This is a genomic window from Mangrovivirga cuniculi (assembly GCF_005166025.1).
In the GTDB taxonomy this organism is placed as follows: Bacteria; Bacteroidota; Bacteroidia; order Cytophagales; family Cyclobacteriaceae; genus Mangrovivirga; species Mangrovivirga cuniculi.
Map to the genome: position 1 here is coordinate 2,717,017 of NZ_CP028923.1, position 20,016 is coordinate 2,737,032.

Genomic DNA, 20,016 nt, shown 5'->3' on the forward strand with positions numbered 1-20,016 from the left:
CTTAACCTGATCCAATTGAACAAAATATGAAAATACTTATCAAATCATTCAAATTCTTTTTTCTAGTTTCATTTTTTATTCCATCCTTTTCTTCAGCTCAAGATAATTTACCAATAGATCTTATCGATGCGATCGAATACAGATCTATCGGACCATATCGAGGTGGCAGAAGTGCTGCAGTAACCGGGATTCCGGGAAAGCCAGAGCTATTCTATTTCGGAAGTGCTGGTGGTGGGGTATGGAAAACTACTGATGGAGGAAAATCCTGGGGAAATATTTCAGATGGATATTTTGGTGGATCTATTGGAGCAGTCGCTGTCAGTGAATACGACAATAACGTGATTTATGTAGGTGGCGGTGAAAAAACAGTTCGAGGAAATATGTCTTTTGGTTATGGCATGTGGAAAAGTGTTGATGCCGGAAAAACCTGGGAAAATGTTGGTTTGAATAATTCCCGTCATATTCCCAGAATAGAAATACATCCTAAAAACCCTGATATTGTTTATGCAGCAGTGTTGGGTAATGTATTTAAACCAGGTCCGGAAAGAGGTGTCTATCGATCTAAAGATGGTGGAGAATCCTGGGAAAAGATATTATTTGTTAATGATAGAGCCGGAGCGGTTGACTTGATTATGGATCCTTCAAATCCAAGAATTTTGTATGCATCAACCTGGAATGTACAAAGAACTCCCTTTACCCTTGAGAGTGGTGGACCCGGATCAGCATTATGGAAAAGTACGGATGGAGGTGATAACTGGATAGAAATTTCTAAAAATGCAGGATATGCCAATGGGACACTCGGTATAATAGGCGTTACAGTTTCACCGGTTAATAATGATGTGGTTTATTCGATTGCAGAAGCTGAAAATGGCGGAGTTTTTAAATCAGAAGATGGTGGTAATACCTGGAATAAAGTAAATGAAAAAAGAGATCTCAGGCAAAGAGCCTGGTACTATACACGAATTTATGCAGATCCTAAAAATGTAGATAAGGTTTACGTTCTAAATGTTCAATATCATGTATCTGAAGATGGTGGAAAAACTTTTAAAGGTTATAATGCTCCACATGGAGATCACCATGATCTTTGGATAGATCCCAATAATCCGAATAGAATGATTATCGGTGATGATGGAGGTGCCCAGGTAACCTATGACGGAGGCGAAAACTGGTCTACTTACCACAATCAGCCTACGGCACAATTTTATCGTGTTACAACAGATGATCATTTTCCATACAGAATATATGGTGCCCAGCAGGATAATTCTACTGTGAGAATATTACACAGAACCGAAGGATATTCTATTGATGAAGATGATTGGGAATCAACCGCAGGAGGTGAAAGTGCTCATATTGCTGTAGATCCGGAGGATAATGAGATTGTTTATGGAGGTAGTTATGGAGGTTTCTTTTCGAGAATTGACCATAAAACAGAACAAATAAGATTGATAAATGTATGGCCTGAGAATCCGATGGGCTACGCTGCAAAAGATATTGCATATCGGTTCCAGTGGAACTTTCCTATTGTGTTTTCTCCTCACAATAAAAATAAACTCTATGCCGCTTCTCAATTTTTGCATATAAGCACGGATGAAGGGCAATCATGGAAAACGATATCTCCTGATCTCACAAGAAATGATACAACAAGGATGATTTCTTCCGGAGGCCCGATAACAAAGGATAATACTTCTGTCGAATATTATGGAACTATCTTCGCTGTTGCTGAATCAATACATGAGGAAGGTGTGATTTATACCGGATCTGATGATGGCTTAATTCATATTACTGAGGATGGTGGAGAGACATGGACAAACATCACTCCGGATAATATGCCGGAATGGTTAATGATTAACAGTATAGAAATCGATCCTTTCGATAAAGGTGGGATGTATTTTGCTGCAACGGGTTATAAATCGGGAGATTTCACACCTTATCTCTATAAAACGAACAATTATGGCAAATCATGGACCAGAATTACTGAAGGTATAGATAGCGAACATTTTACAAGGGTGGTCAGAGCTGATCCTAGACGCGAGGGTGTACTCTATTCCGGAACTGAATCCGGGGTATATATTTCATTAAACGACGGGAATAACTGGCAACCTTTTCAGCTTAACCTTCCTGTCGTACCTATTACCGATCTAACCTTAAAAGATAATAATCTTATTGTAGCTACTCAGGGGCGTAGCTTCTGGCTTATCGATGACCTCTCTCCTATTCATCAATTAAAAGAGGGTATGGAGAATAAATCTATACATCTATTTAAGCCTAAAAAATCATACAGACTGTACGGAGGACAACCAGAGGAAACACCTGATGGTAAAGGGATAAATCATCCGGGAGGAGTTATGTTTTATTATTTCCTTAAAGAAGAGCCAGATACAACAAATGCTATCACCTTAACTATAATGGAAAATGATGGGATACCATCAAAACTTTTTCTTCTGTTTCAGAAGATAAAAAACTACTTTTTGAACCAAAAAAAGGTAGTAATTTATTCGTGTGGGATATGAAGTATCCCGATGCTGAAAAATTTGATAATTTGATATTATGGGGTGGTGGATTAGATGGTGCAAAGGCAGTTCCGGGATCTTATAAAGCTGTTATAAGTATGGGGAGTGAATTTAGTAAAACTAGTTTTGAGATCTTAAAAGATCCTCGATCCGATTCAGATCAGGAAGATCTACAGGCCCAGTTTGACTTTGTCAGAGATAGCCAGGAAAAACTATCGGAAGTTCACACCTCTATTAAAACCATCAGAAAACTAAAGACTGAAATTTCTAATGTTCTTGGGAAATTAGATAAAGAACAAAATAAAGAAGTTTTTGATCAAGGAAATGAGGTTCTTAGAAAATTAAATAAAATAGAAAATGCGTTGTATCAAACTAAGAATCAAAGTCCGCAAGACCCACTAAATTTCCCTATTAAATTAAATAATAAATTGGCAAACTTAGCTCAACAAGCATCAATAGGTAATTACAAGCCTACTAAACAGATGCATGATTATAAGAAAGAGGTTATTTCTTTAATAGATGAACAATTATCTCAACTTGATTCTGTACTTAAAAGTGAAGTACCCAAGCTGAATGATATGATTGAAAATACAACCTATAAACCACTAATGATTAAACCTTAAATAATAAAATAGCCTAAATAAAACGTCATGGATTCAACCACTATTAAAGCACCACCAGAGGTAACTGTCTCGACAAAGAGAGAGCGTCAGTCGATACCTGTTTATGCATATGCGACAGTTATTTCCTCTATCAGTATTATGATTGGCTTGGTATGGGATATTAGCTGGCATACAAGTATTGGCCGTGACGGACTATTGTCCCCTCCCCATCTTGCAATATATTTCGGAGGAATTCTGGCAGGAGTATTTTCAGGTATAAGAATATTGAAAGTCTCCTTTTGGGGAAATGAGCCCGATAAATCCAAAAGCTTAAAATTCTGGGGAATATTTTATGGTTCTCTTGGTGCCTTATTTTGTATTTGGGGAGCTTTTGCCATGTTAACTTCCGCTCCCTTTGATGATTGGTGGCATAATACCTATGGATTAGATGTAACAATTCTTTCACCACCCCATACAGTGTTGTTATTAGGTATGGTAACGATACAATTTGGTGCAATGGTGAGTGTTCTGGCTGTAAATAACAGGGCAAGACAAAGAGAAGATTATTCTCAGAAAAAAACCGCAAATGTATTATTTGCAATATCGTCAGGATTTTTGATCTGTATGATCTTTACAATTTTAAGTGAGTTTTTCGGAAGACATGATATGCATAAAGCCTCATTTTACCAGGTCGCCTCCATTGCTTTTCCATTGCTACTTGTGGCCTTTAGCAGGTCTGCGCCTTCCAAATGGGGTGCGACCCAGGCAGCATTTGTTTATACTTTATTTATGGCTGTTATGGTTTGGATTTTACCTTTATTTCCTGCAGAACCCTTGCTCGGACCGGTATTAAATCCAATCACCCATTATCAGGCCTTTGCATTTCCTTTATTATTAATTTTTCCGGCAATTGCGATAGATCTAATTAATCAGCGGACACACGGGAAAAATAACTGGATAAAATCACTGTTTTTTAGTTTTGCGTTTATTCTGGTGTTTTTCGTTGTGCAGTATCCTTTTGGTGATTTCTTAATGTCCGATTTTGCCAGAAACTGGTTTTTCGGTACAGAAAGTTGGTATTTTGGGTCTAACCCGGACTGGGAATACAGATATAGTTACGCTGATTATATGGAAACAAAAGGCCTGGACCTATTAATTGGACTTCTGATAGCCACCGGATTGGGATTCTTAAGTTCCAGAGTTGGATTAAGATGGGGTAAATGGATGAATAACATTAAAAGGTGAAATTACAATGATGAAAAAGTCTTTATTATATATTAGCTTATTTCTAATTCTAATCCTTTTACCCTCACATATTGGAAGTCCGGGAGTGACCCTTGAAGGAGCCGCAGGCCCTTATAATCTTACAGTCGTTGTAAACTCTCCGGATGTTATACCAGGTACTGCCTCAGTGGATATATATACTACTGACAGAGGAATAGATTCAATATCAGTAAAACCTATGTATTGGTATGCCGGTACTAAAGGAACTCCTAAATCAGATCCGGCATTGCCTGTAGACGGTGAGCCAGGCCACTATAAAGCTGAAGTATGGCTCATGAGTAGTGGAACTGCAGGGATATCAGTAAATGTAACCGGTAGAGAAGGAAAAGGAGAAATACTTGTCCCCGTTATGGCTGTTTCGACTGCAAAAAAAGAAATGGAAGCCTCGCTGGGATGGACTTTAGCTGGTCTTGGATTGTTTTTGGTGATTTTGATGACTACTATTATCAGTCTTAGTATGAAAGACAGCCAAAGAGATCCCGGTGAAAAACCTGATAAGAAAACAAGAAGGAAAAGATGGATTGGTGCGTTGATAGGAATGGTTGTTCTGATTTTGCTGTTATGGGGTGGAAATAACTGGTGGAAAAGCTGGGCAAAGAACTACTCCAGGTATATGTATAAACCCTACACAGCCACTACGGAAATAAAATCTTCCAATGGAATTCAGAAACTTGTCTTCAATATAGATTCGACGAAGCTTGAATCATTGTATTTAACCAGAAGTCTTAATTATCTCGTGCCTGATCATGGAAAAATCATGCATATGTTTTTGTTGAGAGAAAATAAGCTGGATGTTTTTGCCCACCTCCATCCTACCCGTCTTGATTCTTCTACATTTGAAACAATTATTCCGCCACTGCCTCCGGGAAATTATTATGTTTTCACTGATGTCTCAAGGCTTAGCGGTTTTTCTGAAACCATTGCAGATACAGTTACAATTGGTGAAGCTTCACCCCAACTTGTCAATTCATGGAATGATTCGTTGTTGATGGATGTAGACGATACATATTATATTACAGATCCGTATATTGAGGATGCCGAAAAAGAAATTCTTCCTGGTGGAGATATTGTTATCTGTGGAAGTCCAGGGGAAAGAACACGTTTACCGGACGGTAGCTGGGTAACTTTGGAACTACCGGAAGAAAAAGTATTCAGGTCAGGCCAATTATATGATCTGACTATTGTTGTTGATGATCCGGATGGAAATCCTGCTGAACTTGAACCCTACCTGGGAATGATGGGACACGCTGTAGTTTTTAAATCTGACGGTTCGGTATACATTCATTTGCATCCTGTAGGCTCATATTCTACCGCCTCACAGCAAACTATGCTTTCCAGGTTTCAGGGCGAATCTGGTATGGTAGACTGGGATAACCTTCCTGATCCTGTGATTTTCATGGACAGTGTCGATAATTATATTACTTACCTTAATAAACTATCTGACGAGAAAAGAGAAGAGATTCTTTTAGCTGATATGGACCATGATTATGATGCTGATGATCCTGAACATGAAGGACATTCATCAGTATCTTTTCCATATACCTTTCCAACATCAGGAAATTATAGGATTTATGTTCAAATGAAACGAAAAGGTAAAATTTTGAATGGAGCATTTGATGTAGTTGTTGAAGAATAGCCCAGGCTGAATATTAAGCGAGGTCATTCGAATATGGCATCGTTTAATATTCCTGATCAGGACCTGTCAGATCAAAATTCATTGATTCTACGATTTTTAACCTATCATAGTAGAAATGGATTTCATGAATTTTATTTTCTATTATTAGAAAAGCCAGATGGTAAGGAACAATTACGGATATTCCATTGCTATGTGTATTTCTATTCTTTCCCCAGTTATAAATCCATCGTCCATTTCTTTCTTCATCAAATTCCCCAATTAACCATTTTTTTTCGATGATTTTTGGATTTAAAGTCATCCTAATTTCCTCCCAGAAATCAATATGACTATCCCTGTCTAAGGATTCATTCCCACCAAGATTATAGGCTGTAGAATTATCAGTTAACATTGATTTCATAGTCTTCCAATCGGCATTTTCGTATGCCTGGACAAAGGTTTTTGCCGATTCGAGTTCTTTTTGACCTTTTCTTAACTCATTATTCTGAGCATAAGTTTGGCAAGTGAAAAGAAATATGAATATCAGTAATATGGTCAGGTGCTTTTTCATGTTATTCAATTTTTATTTAGTGATTTTTACAATCACAAATTCTCACCTGGTTAACGAACTGATAAACTCTCTTCTACTAAAAAGAAATAATGATAAATTCTCTCTATTAAATTTAACGCAAACAGCTTGTAGCCGTTACCATAATTATGAAATATAATGGCCTTATGATCAAATTTCCCCCAGTTTAGGGTATAAGATTAGCTGCTTATTTAAGATCGTAAGCTTTTAGAAGTGCATCAGTATCCAAAGGCCTGGTATACATTGTTAATTTCCCATCAGGATCAACCGGCCATTCATTTTTAGGTTTATCCCAGTAAATTTCCACCCCATTTTTATCCGGGTCATTAAGGTAAATTGCCTCTGATACACCATGATCAGCAAAACCGGTCAAGGGATATTTAGCTTGAAGCAATCTATCCAGAATGATAGCCAGGTCTCTCCTCTCAGGCATTAATATAGCAGTGTGAAACAAACCAGGATGATGATTTGCAGCTGGTTTCTGATCTTTACTATACCAGACATTTAATCCTATGTGATGATGATAACCTCCTGCAGATATAAAAGCTGCCTCATCGCCGTAAGTTGTTATTAATTCAAATCCAAGCAGGTCACAATAAAAATCCAAAGATCTTCTTAAGTCAGATACCTTTAAATGTACATGCCCTATTCTGGCTCCATTTGGAATTTTGAATTTATCAGACATTACTGTTTCTCTTTTAAATTAATCACTCTCATATGATCAATCATGGCTGTATTTATTTCTCCATCCATGTTTGTGTTCCAATCTTTAAATTTTATTTCTGCAGTATATTCTCCAGGAGACAAATAGGTTTTGAAAACATTTGAATATCCCCAGTCAGACCATTCGTCTGTTCCTCTTTGAGGCATTACTAAAACACCTTTGTAGGTGTCATCAAGGTAAAAACTACGAATCGCACAATTATTATCTGTATTCCAGGGGCCGGTACCATTTGAATACCGGAAATCTATCAGATACCAACTTTCTTCCTCTATCTTAAATTTAAATTTTATGTCCTTATTTTTAGATTTTGATATCTCAATAAATCCCTTCCCTGAATAATTACTGAGGTTTTTATTAGAAGAATTTATATAATCTTCCAGCTCCACAACAATTATATTGTCTTTAGAAATATTATAAAACGGTTCGGAAGTAAAAGATTGATAACCAGCGGAATCTAATGCACTTACTTTATATATTTTACCGTCATTTTTTTGCAATGGAAAAGAATTCTTAACCGATCGGTCGTATAAAATACCATTTTTAAAGATCAGGTATTCTTTTGCGCCTTCAATTTTTTGCCATTGTAATTCGCTATTAACAAGTTGAACTATTGGCGTAGGTAATGAAAAATGATTTGACTGTAAATTAATTCCCTCCTGATCAAACGAGTTATTTTTAAGAACAATTTCAATGGAGTGACTTCCGGTTATATCAGGAGGAAGGAAATTATTCTCGGACTCTTTACCATCGATAAATATCTGATCTATCTCATTACCATAACCTTTTACTGAAATATTTAGAATAGCATTCCGGTACTTAAAATTTGTAAGTGATTTATCACCACCATAGTTTTTTGGAACAACCGGATTAAAGTGAATTCCATCAGTTTCAAAACTAATTCCAATTAAGACTCTGTGAACCATGGCAATATTACCTGCCATACTCCAGAGCATTCTGTGAGAATTAATTTCAGTTCCTTTGTAATCTCCGGTCTCTGCTACAAAATTCTCATAATTGGTAAGGAATAATCCACCAGCTCTGTATAATGAAGCAAGGCCATGGTTAAGTACTTTTTCATTCCCTGCTTTTGCTGCCGCCAGATTCCAGTACGATTGCACAAATGGCCAGATCCCGTTGTTATGATAAGGTGGAATACCGGGTATTTGAGGGTAAATACAAGTAACTCCATAAGGAGTTAGAGGTGACCTGGAAATCAATGTTTTTTGTTGCTCTTTACTTGCCACATCAAAAATTACGGACAGTGCTGATCCGAGAGCTTCAAATCTCGGTGATTGATTGAGGTAGGGCCTTCCATACAAATATTGTGAATGATACCCTTTTTCGTTCATCCATAAATATTTGTCAATTCCCTCCTTAATTTTTTTAGCTATCTCAGAGAATTTCTCATGATTTTCTCCGAGTTCTTTTGCCATTTCACTTAATATCACGTGTGCCTCATAATGCACTGCATTTGTTCCCAGGTTTTCAGAATAAAATATATCCCTGTTATCCATCCATTTTGGATAGGTTTGTTCTCTCCAGTCAAGGAATGAGGATTCACCTTTATATAATCCTGTATTTGAATTATATAGTGTTTTTCGATCATCCTCGAGTGTATTTTTTATTATCTCATAAGATTCTTTTAACCACTCTTTCTCACCCGTTACTTTATATATCTCCCAGGCTGCAAGAGCCCATGTTGTACGGTCAGATGATACGGGCCATGCCCCACCGGAGCCGGTATCCTGTATGATTCTACCTCGTTTAACCTTTTTCCTAAGGCTGATTTTAGCTATTTCCGGTTCATGGTATGCAAAAGCTAAGAATATGGAATAACTGACATCCCTGGTCCAGACCCCTCCCCATTTAGCTCCTGTCCTAAGGGTACTGTCAGGCTCAATATTTAGAATAGCTTCTTCCAGTGAAAGATTGTATAAAGCATCAACGATGGGTTGATCAGATTTATAAATCGGTTTTTGGGATATGTTTTCGGTCAGCTTCCATTTTTTATTACTTACTGTAGATTCATCATAAGGATTAAGGGTTACTGTTATTTCATAAATATGGTTCTCCACTGATTGATTTAACCTCAACCCTTTGTTTTCCAGATTCACAAAGTCCCAGGATAACGGTTCGGCATTTCCCGCAATATAGACTCCCTTAAAATCGTCCTCTGCAATCCTTGATCCATTATAAGTTTCGTAATACCCATTTTCTTCGAAAGAATTAAAAATAGGTGAAAGATCAACCCTAAATGTGTATTTATAATTTGTAGGTAATCCGCTTTTCGGAACTTCTGATTGATCGACGTATCGTTCTCCAAAAGTAATAACAGGAGATTCATGTTCATCTCTAACAACGATTATATGATCTTCTCCAGGAGCAGATTCGTTATCCTTTTGATTAATGCTAAACTTAAAATTTATTTTTCTGGAAAAATTTTCTGAGGCAGGGCTTTTATAATTTGACTGTATAATTGAATCATAGATAACTCGGGCAACATTTTCTCCCTGAACTATTTTATCTTTATATAGGGTAAATTTGTCGTTACTATAAAGAATAACGCTATTATTTATATCCTGTTCTTTATTTTCACAGGCCACTAAAATTATAATTGTTAAAAGGCAATAAATTTTCCGCATAACTCAAGTCTTATGCTGGCAAATTAATAATTCAATTCTAAATACACTTAATAATGAAGTTTATAAAAAGTATGAATAACTTATTATATAGATAAATGAGTTTTTCCTGTCAGTAATTAATCAGATTATTTCAACCACTCTAACGCTTTATCTCTATCGAGGAAAATCCTGGTGGGTTTTAATGGTTTATTCAAACCCAGGAAAAAATTACCAATTATTCTGCTAATCGGATTAGTAACTATCAAAGCACATTTAGTAAAGGTTTGTGCATGATCTTCGCCTGCAAAATGTTTTCTGCATTCTTTAGACATTCTTATAACATTGGACAGATTGCATAATAATGGTTTGGGAATATTATTAAGCATTTCTGAAGTAATTCTAGTGGACTCTAATCCGTCTTCATAGGTCATTGTTGTATCTGGAAAACAGTCAGTTTCAAAAACCCCGTTGTGATGCAGAGTAAATTTTATTTTCGAATTTTCCCTGTAGTCTAGGACACTTTGTGTTTTTTTTGGAGCTATTGTTTTGTTATTATTTTCGCTCATATCATTTTAATTCGTTAATTCTGTCATTATTAACACCTATGGTAAAATAAAAGTTTGAACCCTTTCCTTGTTCAGATTCCACCCATATATCTTCTCCTGTTGATTCAAGCAGGTTTTTTACTGTTGCAAGGCCGATTCCCTGGCTTTCATGTTTTCCGTCCGGATCATATTTATGAAATAATTCAAAAATTTTATCCTTTTCTTCAAATGGTATCCCGGGTCCATTGTCCATTACAGAAATTACTGCTTTATTATCCTTCTCCTCAACTTTTATATCTATTTCACAAGTAGGTTTATCACAATATTTTACAGCATTACTGATCAGATTTCGCAAAACCCTCAACAGGATTGTTCGATTGAACTCTATTTTGTTATCAAAATGATCCACTCTTACAGTAATATCATCTTCATAACGGTCTGTCTCTATTATTTCATTGACTATTTCTTCGAGATTGATCTCACTTTTCATCTCAGTGGGATCTGCAACCACTGAATATTCAAGAATTCCATGGACTAAATTTTTCATTTTATCCACAGTACTTGCAATTTTTACTATTAGATCCCGTGCATCATTATTTTCTTCACTGACAGTATTAGCTAAAAGAAAAACAAGTCCGGATAATGAATTGAGAGGAGATTTTAAATCATGGGCAGTACTATATGCGAACTGCTCAAGTTTTTTATTTGTTTTATCTAGTTGCTCTTTCTCTACAACATTATCTTTCAGTTCCTCGCTTAACATATTAAGACCAAGAGATATCGCATCAAATCGATCATTGTTATTACTGACAGGTAACTTATGATCTAAATCTAATGCTGCTATCCATTCAATCATTTCAAGAATTTGAGAAAGTCTTTCATCTTTAGTCATATTAACACTATTCACACCTTCAATTAACAATAGATGTTTCTGATTACTTCTATCATTATTTTCATAAGATACCATAAAATGTTTTTAAAATAAATACATTTATATATTTAAATATTTATATTTAATCTTTATAAAAGGATTTACGCTCAATTCATAATTATTTATTTATATAATTTTAAATTTTTATTACAAATAAGACATGTCCTTAACCGTTATATTATGCTAAATGTTTAATATATTGGAAATGGTAAACCACAATCATACTTAAACCATGAAAAATTTAATTTACTTTCTCGCTTTTTTTATCATTGGATGTTCTTCTGCTAAGGTAGTTAGTTCCTGGAAAGATCCGGACACCACTATTAGTGATACAGACTATGAAAAAGTAATGATCGCTGTACTTGCCTCTAATGAAGGTAGAAGACGAGCCGCTGAAGATTTTTTAGCACAAAAATACCCAAAACTAACACCTTCTTACCAGGTTTTTAGAGGATTAGAAGAAGAAAATGTTGATAAGGAACAAGTTAAAAACATTCTTACGAATCAGGGATTTGATGCAGTTATCGTAATGAGATTAGTTGATGTGTCAAAAGAGACAAATTATGTTCCTGGCAGCTATAGTGGTGGATTTTACGGTTACTATGGTTCTTATTGGGGAGGCTATTATAATCCCGGGTATTATTCTGAAGACACAAAATATACCGTTTCAACAGATGTATTTTCCCTGGAAAAGGATAAGTTAGTATGGTCTGCGGTTACTGAAACCTACAATTCTTCAAAAATTGAAACAACTATTGAGGATATAGCCTATTCAGTAACTAAAGAAATGAAGTCCAAAGGCTTTTTACAATAAATAAACTTAAAAAGTCACGACCATAAAAGTCGTGACTTTTAGTTTATTATAATTCCTCTATTACTTTACCACAATTAAGCATTTTGTCTCCAAAATAAGGGTTCATCACTTCTTTTTTAGAGCTGATCCAGCTTGCACCTTTATTGTTAAATGCCATTGGACAATATTGTTGATAAAGTGGCATATCAATTTGCGATGATTTAATCATTGTATAAACACCTTTTGAAAGATCTTCGAAAGCTTTTCTTTGTTGTTCGACATCCGATGTATTGGCAATTGTATTGCTTGCTTCAGATAATGCATCCATTTTATCAACTTGATGTTCGTTGATGAAAAGATGTAAAGACTTTGCTGCGACTGCTGTTTTTTCAGCATCAGTTTCAACTAACGCGTTTTTTATATTTAAATATTCCTCTACTATTGCTTTTGCTGTTGTTGGATCAGCTTCCATTTCATAAGAAACCTCTTCCGTTTTTTCGGACTTATCATCACCGTTCATTTCGGCATCATGCTCATGATTTTCATGCATTTCTCCATCATGCTCATGCACTTCTGATTCATTTTCTGTTGTGCCATTTTCAGAACTTCCTCCGCATGACATCGCGAATAAAGAAATTACAAGTAAAAAACTTAATCCTGAAATTAATCCTGACTTTTTCATTGTCTTGTTTAGTTATCTATTGAGTTTAAAATTAAAATAATTATAGTTAAAGCTCCTAAAATCATCCAAAAGATGTTTTTAATCATCCTGGATGTTGTAGAAGGTTTTTTAGTTTTACTTTCAATTTTGCAACAATCCTTCATTAGTGTATCTTGCTTTTTACTTCTCCACAAGTAAGCATCGCATCTCCAAAATACGGATTCCTGATTTCTTCATCTGCACTTAACCAATCAGCCCCATTATTACTATCGGCCATTGGGCAATGCTGAATATAATATTCGACGGATCCAGAGTTAAATATCTCGGCGACTTCAATTATTTGATTGGATATAGTAATAAACGTATCCCTTGCACTTTCGATATCATCAGCACTCGTGAATATAGTTAGTGATTTAGACAGGTTGTCCTTGTATTCATCAAACATGGTTTTAGCTTCTCCTGAAAAGTTGTTCAGATTGATCGCATTTAGATTAGTCAATAACTTATCTGCAGATGTATTAGCTGAGTTCAGGTTATCATTAACAAGGCTGTTTTTTAAATCTAAATATTGATCTATTAAATTTTCAATTTGTTCTTTACCATTTATATTAATTTCATCCTCAAGGTTTAATCCTGAAACATTTCTGTTCATCATACTTGGTTTATCAGCTAATTGTGCTGCAGCATCGACACTAAAAGTACCATTAACAACGATTTCTTCACCCGGACTCAATCCATCTAAAACAATATATTGATCATTAGCCTGAGGGCCAAGAGTTACTTCCCGGAGTTGAAAACCGGTTTTAGTTTCGCTGTCAGATCTAACATAAACCACAGAACGTGTCCCTGTCCATAATACAGATGATTCGGGAATCATAATTGATTCATCAATATTTTCAACTTTTGCATCAACTATTCCTGTTGCAAACATTTCCGGCTTAAGCCTGTCGTCGGGGTTTTTTACAGTGACTCTGGCAGATGCTACCCTTGTTTGGGGATCAATGACCGGATCAATATAATCTATGACCGACTCATAAGTTTTGCCTGGAATGGATCTGATCGTAAATGTAATAGAATCACCTTCGTCCACCCAGGGCAGATCGCTTTCATAAAGGTCAAACATAACCCAGACTGTAGAAAGGTCTGCTATTTCGTATAATGATTCTCCTTGCTTTACATGATCACCTATGTTTACTGTCTTTTCTACCACATAACCAGAAACATCCGCAGTAATTGGAAATTCTGTTCTTACCCTTCCCGATTCTGCGATGTTTTCGATCTGCCTTTCACTTAGTTTCCAGTTTCGTAGTTTTCTTTTTGCAGATTCATACAAAGAGGGTTGAGTTTCCCTGATTTTCTTTGCTTCAAAAAGCTCTTCCTGGGCAGTGACAAGCTCCGGAGAATAGATATAAGCTATCACCTGTCCCCTTTTAACTCTTTCACCGGTGAAATTTACATTCAACCGTTCTATTCTTCCAGGGATATGGGCAGTTTGTAAGAATACTTTTCTTTCGTCCTGCTTTACTTTTCCAGTAAGTCTCAACACTTTACCGGCATTTCCCCTGGCCACGGTCATCGTTTGTATTTTGGCTAGCTGCATGGCCGTTTCAGACATGGTTACGACATCCGGATCAAGCCCTTCATCGCCACCATCTTCAACAGGTATAAGGTCCATGCCACAGATTGGGCAATCACCCGGTTCGTTTTGTCTGATCTGAGGGTGCATCGAACAAGTATAGATTGTTTCTTCAGAATGATCATGTTGTTCGGTAGCCGATTCTTGTTCCTTACCATCAGAACCACCGATGAATAATCCTGATAGTACACCAATTAACAGCATAAAAATGCCGTACATTATTAATTTATATTTATTTGAAAGTTTCATTTTCATCTATCGTTTTCTAAATGAATTCTTATTCGGTTGCTGTATCCAAATTATTACCTAAATAGTAATCAAGTTCAGCTTCAGCGATCTTATATTCTTTAATAACTTCTAATTGCAGAATCTGATAATCCAGCAATTCTTGTTGTATCCTTAATAGTTCCTCGAAATTCTCGCTATTATTGGCATAAGACCTGTATTGTAGGTTAAGCATTTGTTTTAAATGACTTATTTGCTTTTGATACAAGTCCAGTTTATCCTGTACTTTCGTCAATTCAAATTTTGACATATAATATGCTGACTGAAAGTCGTTTATTGCCTGTTGTCTCATTTCTTTATACGAATTTGACATGGCCCTGGCTTCGTTTTTAGCTGCCTTATATTTTCCTCCAAAAATTGGTAGAGAAATACTGACCATCGGCATAATGACATCCTTTCCACTATCTTCTACCGGCATAGAGGCTTTATCAACTATAACATAGTCGAGCCCGACTCCAAAACCAGGCTTACTTTGAGCTTCAATCGCTGCAATTTCCGCTTCAGATGCTGCAGCCTGTAATTCTAGTGATTTAATTTTGGAATGATTGTAGAAAGTTGAATCAGAAATCAGCTTTACATCATTTTCAGATATAATAACGGTATCAGAAACCTGGAAAGTAGTGTCTACCGGCCAGTCCATTATTGAATTAAATCCCGCTCTCAATGGTGCTTCCTGGTTTTTGAGAATCTCGATTTCAGTTTCAGATTTATTTATTAAAAGATCTGTTCTTAAAACATCTACCAAAGGGACTTTTCCATTCTCAAATTTTATTTGAGCTATTTTCTTGTATGACTTCAAAAGACTAATGTTCTCTTCAAGCAAAGAGATTTTTTTGTCGAGTTCATATATTGGATAATAGTAAACTGCCAGTTTTTGATACAGTAGGCTTTTTGCATTTTGAAATTCTAAGAATTGAGCATCAGCAGCAATGGCAGCAGCATCTCCTTTCGCCTTTAAAGTACCAAACCAGGGAAACATCTGGCTAAGAGAAATCTTAGCTCTTTGAGGACCAACCCTTGTTTCTACAGGAGATATAAAATAACCAAAAGAAAGTGTCGGATCCGGAAGACTATTAACCTTGTTTACTCTTTCTAAGGCAGCCTCAAATTGATAATACTTAGCTTTTACTTCCGGATTATTCTCCAGAGCAATTTTATAATACTCATCAAATGTCTGACTATATACTGAAATACTGCTTATTACCAGTAATAGCAGAGATATGGCCACACGATGCATCGATATATAATTAGTTGTTATTTCAGGCCTCATCTTCTTTTGTATTTAATTTTCTTTCTTCTCTCCAGCTATAAATAACCGGAACAATAAAATAAGAAATTGCAGATACCAGCATTCCGCCAAAGGCTGGAATAGCCATTGGTATCATAATATCTGACCCTCTTCCTGAAGAAGTCAGAATCGGTAAAAGAGCTATAATAGTTGTAGCTGATGTCATTACAGCCGGAGTAATTCGTTTCTTTCCGGCTTCTATTACCGCTTGACGAATAGATTGTCTGGTGTTTGTTTTATTTCTGTCAAAACTTTGATCCAGGTAAGTTGCCATTAATACACCGTCATCGGTTGCAATACCAAATAAAGCGATAAATCCAACCCATACAGCTACACTTAGATTGATAGTATGTATCTGGAATACATCTCGGAAATTAACTCCAAGGAGGTCTATGTTGGCAAACCACTCATATCCATATAGCCAGATTAGTATAAAACCACCACTAAAAGCCATAGCTATACCACTAAACACCATTAAAGTTGTGGAGACTGATCTGAATTGGAAATAAAGAATCAGAAATACAACACCAAGTACTACAGGAACAATTATGGAAAGCCTCTTTTCTGCCCTGACCTGGTTTTCATAAGTGCCGGAAAACTTGTAGCTAACTCCTTGAGGAACTTTTAAGTCACCTGAATTAATTGCATTTTCAATAGCAACCTGAGCATCATTAATAACCTGAATTTCACTAAAATCAGCTCGTCGATCAAACAAAACATACCCGGTAAGGAAAGTCTCCTCACTTTTGATTGCCTGGGGACCTTTTACATATTCAATATCAGCAACCTGATTTAACGGTATTTGGGTTCCGGTTGGCGTTGGTAGTAAGATGTTACTTAACGAAGTAGGATCGTCTCTTAACTCCCTTGGATACCTTACTCTTACAGGAAACCGTTCTCTTCCTTCAACAGTTGTGGTTACTTGCAACCCACCAACTGCAGTTTCAAGTGCTGCCCTGATACTTTCTATGGTTAATCCGAATCTGGCAGCCTCATCTCTTTTAATATCAAATTGCAGATAAGGCTTACCAACAATCCTATCTGCAAATACAGCTTCCTTTTTGACAGATGGAACATTTTTAAGTATTTCTTCCAGCTTCATGCCGAAGCGTTCAATAGTTTTCAGATCAGGACCGTATACTTTGATTCCCATAGGAGCTCTCATCCCTGTCTGTAGCATAACTAACCTTGTTTCAATTGGTTGAAGCTTTGGTGCTGATGTTACTCCTGGAATTTTAGTGACTTTAACTATTTCTTCCCATATGTCATCCGGTGATTTTATGTGATCTCGCCAGTTTCTGAAATAGTCTCCATTTGCATCCTTGATCAGGAATTTTTGAATATTATCTTTTATTTGTTTATTCAACCGATGTTGAAGGCTGGATTCGAGTGATTCATTATCACTATTGTAAAAAACACCTTCAGATTTATCGTAGTGAATATTTCCTTTAATACCTGTAAGGCCATTTAAGATAAACCTTCCCTTCTTATCAGTTTTATACCTGATCTTATGACCATCTTCGTTGGTTATATATTCTGTCTTATAATTTATGACATTTTCGAACATGGAAATTGGTGCAGGATCTAATGCTGATTCTACCCTTCCCAATTTTCCAACAGTAAGGGAAACTTCCGGAATACTAGTTACCAGCATATCCATTTGAGCTAACACCTCTTTGTTATATTCAATACCGGAATGAGGCATAGAAGTTGGCATTAGCAGAAAGCTTCCTTCGTCAAGTGCGGGCATGAATTCTTCACCAATTCCAGGGAATGTATGTGTTAATGAAGACCATACTTCTGTTTTACGGATATCCATGCCTATCTTTTCAAATCCTGTACCGATAAAACCAAATATCGTATTAAATCCAAGCCAGATATTTAATGCGAGAATTATTAAAATGAAAGGTATTGATAAGAACAGCTTTTTATTTTCCAGACAAAATGTAAGTATGGTTGAGTAATATTTTTCCAGTAGCAGGAAAGCTCCTAAAATCAGAGTGACCAAAACACTGACGAAAAGTATATTCCCAAACAAATTAATTCCTGCACCCAGAGGAAGCCAATAGTAACTAAGGAAAATAACAACAATAAGAATGCTTAAAATCAACTCAAAATTGGAATAAACTTTCTTAATTATATATTTTCCTTCAAGTTTATCTTCAGGAAGTACAGTTGCTTTTAGTAGTCCGGATAATCCAAATAACAGCAAAGCAATTCCAGCCCAGAGATAGCCATAAATCCCTATTGTTATTGCTAAAACAATCAATACAGAGTTTATGATAATACTTGTTCTTTTTGACTTAATTCTTATTCCAAATACAAAGTGAGCCAGTGACGGAAGAAGGAAAAGAGCAACAAGTAAGGCCGCGACCAGCGCAAATGATTTAGTCCATGCTAAAGGGCGAAATAATTTACCTTCAGCCGCCTGCATGGCAAAAACAGGGATGAAACTGACTATAGTAGTTGAGACAGCAGTTAAAATTGCCGAACTTACTTCAGCTGCACCATCATAAACTGCTTCTTTTACTTTTATAAAGTAATTTTTAGATTTCCTCTTTTCCGGTTCATTTAATCCATATTCATTGACCTTTTTAATAATGTTCTCTGAAAGAATCACTCCGAGGTCAATCATCGTACCAATTGCAATTGCAATACCTGATAGAGCCACAATATTAGCTGTGACACCAAAATAGCGCATAGCAATGAAAACCATCAGAACAGCTATTGGTAACAATACTGAAATTAGTAATGACGCTCTCAGATTTAGAATCATTACAATAACAACCAGAATTGTTATAAGAACCTCAAGTGATAGTGCTTCTTCTAAAGTTCCTAAAGTTTCGTGGATCAGTTCAGTCCTGTCGTAAAAAGGAACGATTGTCAGTTGACTTATTGTGCCATCCTTTAGTGTTTTTGAAGGAAGTCCCGGTGATATCTCATTGATCTTATCTTTGACATGATTAATTACTGCCAGAGGATTGGAACCATACCTGGCTACAACTACTCCACCAACTACTTCCGCACCATCTTTGTCGAGAATCCCTCTCCTTTGTGCAGGCCCCAGGGTTACCCTGGCTATATCTTTAACTCTGATTGGAATGTTGTTTTGTACATCTACCACGGCCAATTCAAGATCTTCCAGGGATTTTATATATCCAAGCCCCCTTACAAGATATTCAGCCTTATTAATTTCCACTGTTTTGGCTCCGAAATCCTTATTGGACTCCTGAACAGCCTTCATTACTTCGGTAAGAGGAATGTTATAAGCTTTTAATGCATCCGGATTTACGTCTATCTGATATTCTTTTACGAAACCACCGATAGATGCTACTTCTGATACACCTTCAGCTGAATTGAGTGAGTATTTAACATAGAAATCCTGAACAGTTCTTATTTCTTGTAAATCCCAGCCACCGGTTGGGTTTCCATCTTTATCCCTGCCTTCAATTGTATACCAGAAAATTTGTCCTAATGCTGTGGCATCCGGTCCCAAAGAGGGCTGTACATTTTCAGGTAAAAGTCCGGACGGGAGTGAATTGAGTTTCTCTAGTATTCTGGATCTCGACCAATAGAACTCAACATCCTCATCAAAAATTATGTAGATACTTGAAAAACCAAAAATCGAAGTGCTTCGAATTGATTTAACTCCCGGAATACCCAGTAAATAGGTTGTCAGAGGATAAGAAATCTGATCTTCAATATCCTGGGGAGATCTTCCCGGCCATTTGGTAAATACGATTTGTTGATTCTCACCTATGTCGGGTATAGCATCGACCGGAACCGGATCAGATGGGAGGAAGTCTGTTTCCCATCCAAAGGGAGCAGTTACAATTCCCCAGGCAACAAGACCTGAAAAAACAAGTGTTGTTACTAATTTATTATCTATAAAATATTTTATTACTTTATTAAGCATCATGAATATGATTTACCAT

Annotated in this window: 14 protein-coding genes; 5 read left to right on the forward strand and 9 right to left on the reverse strand. The window is 36.3% G+C overall.

Annotated elements, in window-relative coordinates; translation table 11 throughout:
- The first annotated feature begins 26 nt into the window (after positions 1 to 26).
- Genes DCC35_RS11885 through DCC35_RS11895 form a run of 4 tightly spaced genes read left to right on the forward strand, consistent with a single transcriptional unit; the run spans position 27 to position 6,032 of the window.
- Positions 27 to 2,510 carry a WD40/YVTN/BNR-like repeat-containing protein gene (locus DCC35_RS11885; RefSeq protein ID WP_317128938.1) on the forward strand — a complete coding sequence of 828 codons (2,484 nt, stop codon included), beginning with the start codon at positions 27 to 29 and terminating at the stop codon, positions 2,508 to 2,510.
- Positions 2,507 to 3,133 (forward strand): hypothetical protein, encoded by a 627-nt coding sequence (locus DCC35_RS21845; RefSeq protein ID WP_317128939.1) that lies wholly within the window; start codon positions 2,507 to 2,509, stop codon positions 3,131 to 3,133. Before DCC35_RS11885 ends, DCC35_RS21845 begins: the two co-directional genes overlap by 4 nt.
- Positions 3,134 to 3,160: 27 nt before the next feature.
- Positions 3,161 to 4,357 carry a hypothetical protein gene (locus DCC35_RS11890; RefSeq protein ID WP_137091012.1) on the forward strand — a complete coding sequence of 399 codons (1,197 nt, stop codon included), beginning with the start codon at positions 3,161 to 3,163 and terminating at the stop codon, positions 4,355 to 4,357.
- 10 nt (positions 4,358 to 4,367) lie between these two features.
- The gene (locus tag DCC35_RS11895) at positions 4,368 to 6,032 is read left to right on the forward strand and encodes a hypothetical protein (RefSeq protein WP_137091013.1); all 1,665 of its coding nucleotides are present in this window, start codon (positions 4,368 to 4,370) and stop codon (positions 6,030 to 6,032) included.
- Between the two features lie 43 nt (positions 6,033 to 6,075).
- On the opposite strand, the gene DCC35_RS11900 is transcribed toward DCC35_RS11895, so the two are convergent.
- From DCC35_RS11900 to DCC35_RS11920, 5 genes are all read right to left on the reverse strand, one after another.
- Entirely contained in the window at positions 6,076 to 6,579 is a 504-nt protein-coding gene (locus DCC35_RS11900) for a hypothetical protein (RefSeq protein ID WP_137091014.1), read from the reverse strand.
- A 205-nt stretch (positions 6,580 to 6,784) separates the two neighbouring features.
- A complete protein-coding gene (locus DCC35_RS11905; protein WP_137091015.1) occupies positions 6,785 to 7,282 on the reverse strand; it encodes a VOC family protein in 498 nt (165 codons plus the stop codon).
- Positions 7,282 to 9,963, reverse strand: coding sequence for an alpha-L-rhamnosidase-related protein (locus tag DCC35_RS11910; RefSeq protein ID WP_137091016.1), 2,682 nt, complete (start codon positions 9,961 to 9,963; stop codon positions 7,282 to 7,284). The genes DCC35_RS11905 and DCC35_RS11910 overlap by 1 nt, the downstream gene beginning before the upstream one ends.
- 125 nt (positions 9,964 to 10,088) lie before the next feature.
- Positions 10,089 to 10,508: a DUF7793 family protein gene (locus DCC35_RS11915; RefSeq protein WP_137091017.1), complete on the reverse strand. Its 420-nt coding sequence runs from the start codon at positions 10,506 to 10,508 to the stop codon at positions 10,089 to 10,091.
- 1 nt (position 10,509) lies between these two features.
- A complete protein-coding gene (locus tag DCC35_RS11920; protein WP_137091018.1) occupies positions 10,510 to 11,454 on the reverse strand; it encodes a sensor histidine kinase in 945 nt (314 codons plus the stop codon).
- Between the two features lie 196 nt (positions 11,455 to 11,650).
- On the opposite strand from DCC35_RS11920, the gene DCC35_RS11925 reads away from it, so the two are divergent.
- Complete coding sequence (locus DCC35_RS11925; RefSeq protein ID WP_137091019.1) at positions 11,651 to 12,232, forward strand: hypothetical protein; 582 nt, start codon at positions 11,651 to 11,653, stop codon at positions 12,230 to 12,232.
- Between the two features lie 46 nt (positions 12,233 to 12,278).
- On the opposite strand, the gene DCC35_RS11930 is transcribed toward DCC35_RS11925, so the two are convergent.
- The 4 genes from DCC35_RS11930 to DCC35_RS11945 all read right to left on the reverse strand — a co-directional run bounded on the left by DCC35_RS11930 (position 12,279) and on the right by DCC35_RS11945 (position 19,997).
- On the reverse strand, positions 12,279 to 12,893 hold the full coding sequence (locus DCC35_RS11930; protein WP_137091020.1) for a DUF3347 domain-containing protein: 615 nt from the start codon (positions 12,891 to 12,893) through the stop codon (positions 12,279 to 12,281).
- Positions 12,894 to 13,035: 142 nt separating this feature from the next.
- The gene (locus DCC35_RS11935; RefSeq protein ID WP_137091021.1) at positions 13,036 to 14,757 is read right to left on the reverse strand and encodes an efflux RND transporter periplasmic adaptor subunit; all 1,722 of its coding nucleotides are present in this window, start codon (positions 14,755 to 14,757) and stop codon (positions 13,036 to 13,038) included.
- Positions 14,758 to 14,785: 28 nt separating this feature from the next.
- The gene (locus tag DCC35_RS11940) at positions 14,786 to 16,063 is read right to left on the reverse strand and encodes a TolC family protein (RefSeq protein WP_137091022.1); all 1,278 of its coding nucleotides are present in this window, start codon (positions 16,061 to 16,063) and stop codon (positions 14,786 to 14,788) included.
- Entirely contained in the window at positions 16,053 to 19,997 is a 3,945-nt protein-coding gene (locus tag DCC35_RS11945; protein ID WP_137091023.1) for an efflux RND transporter permease subunit, read from the reverse strand. The genes DCC35_RS11940 and DCC35_RS11945 overlap by 11 nt, the downstream gene beginning before the upstream one ends.
- Positions 19,998 to 20,016 lie beyond the last annotated feature (19 nt).

Bases quoted from the DNA above. Each gene is read 5' to 3' on its own strand.
- DCC35_RS11885 (WP_317128938.1), top strand. From the start codon at position 27: ATGAAAATACTTATCAAATCATTCAAATTCTTTTTTCTAGTTTCATTT.
- DCC35_RS21845 (WP_317128939.1), top strand. From the start codon at position 2,507: ATGAAGTATCCCGATGCTGAAAAATTTGATAATTTGATATTATGGGGT.
- DCC35_RS11890 (WP_137091012.1), top strand. From the start codon at position 3,161: ATGGATTCAACCACTATTAAAGCACCACCAGAGGTAACTGTCTCGACA.
- DCC35_RS11895 (WP_137091013.1), top strand. From the start codon at position 4,368: ATGAAAAAGTCTTTATTATATATTAGCTTATTTCTAATTCTAATCCTT.
- DCC35_RS11900 (WP_137091014.1), bottom strand. From the start codon at position 6,579: ATGAAAAAGCACCTGACCATATTACTGATATTCATATTTCTTTTCACT.
- DCC35_RS11905 (WP_137091015.1), bottom strand. From the start codon at position 7,282: ATGTCTGATAAATTCAAAATTCCAAATGGAGCCAGAATAGGGCATGTA.
- DCC35_RS11910 (WP_137091016.1), bottom strand. From the start codon at position 9,963: ATGCGGAAAATTTATTGCCTTTTAACAATTATAATTTTAGTGGCCTGT.
- DCC35_RS11915 (WP_137091017.1), bottom strand. From the start codon at position 10,508: ATGAGCGAAAATAATAACAAAACAATAGCTCCAAAAAAAACACAAAGT.
- DCC35_RS11920 (WP_137091018.1), bottom strand. From the start codon at position 11,454: ATGGTATCTTATGAAAATAATGATAGAAGTAATCAGAAACATCTATTG.
- DCC35_RS11925 (WP_137091019.1), top strand. From the start codon at position 11,651: ATGAAAAATTTAATTTACTTTCTCGCTTTTTTTATCATTGGATGTTCT.
- DCC35_RS11930 (WP_137091020.1), bottom strand. From the start codon at position 12,893: ATGAAAAAGTCAGGATTAATTTCAGGATTAAGTTTTTTACTTGTAATT.
- DCC35_RS11935 (WP_137091021.1), bottom strand. From the start codon at position 14,757: ATGAAACTTTCAAATAAATATAAATTAATAATGTACGGCATTTTTATG.
- DCC35_RS11940 (WP_137091022.1), bottom strand. From the start codon at position 16,063: ATGAGGCCTGAAATAACAACTAATTATATATCGATGCATCGTGTGGCC.
- DCC35_RS11945 (WP_137091023.1), bottom strand. From the start codon at position 19,997: ATGCTTAATAAAGTAATAAAATATTTTATAGATAATAAATTAGTAACA.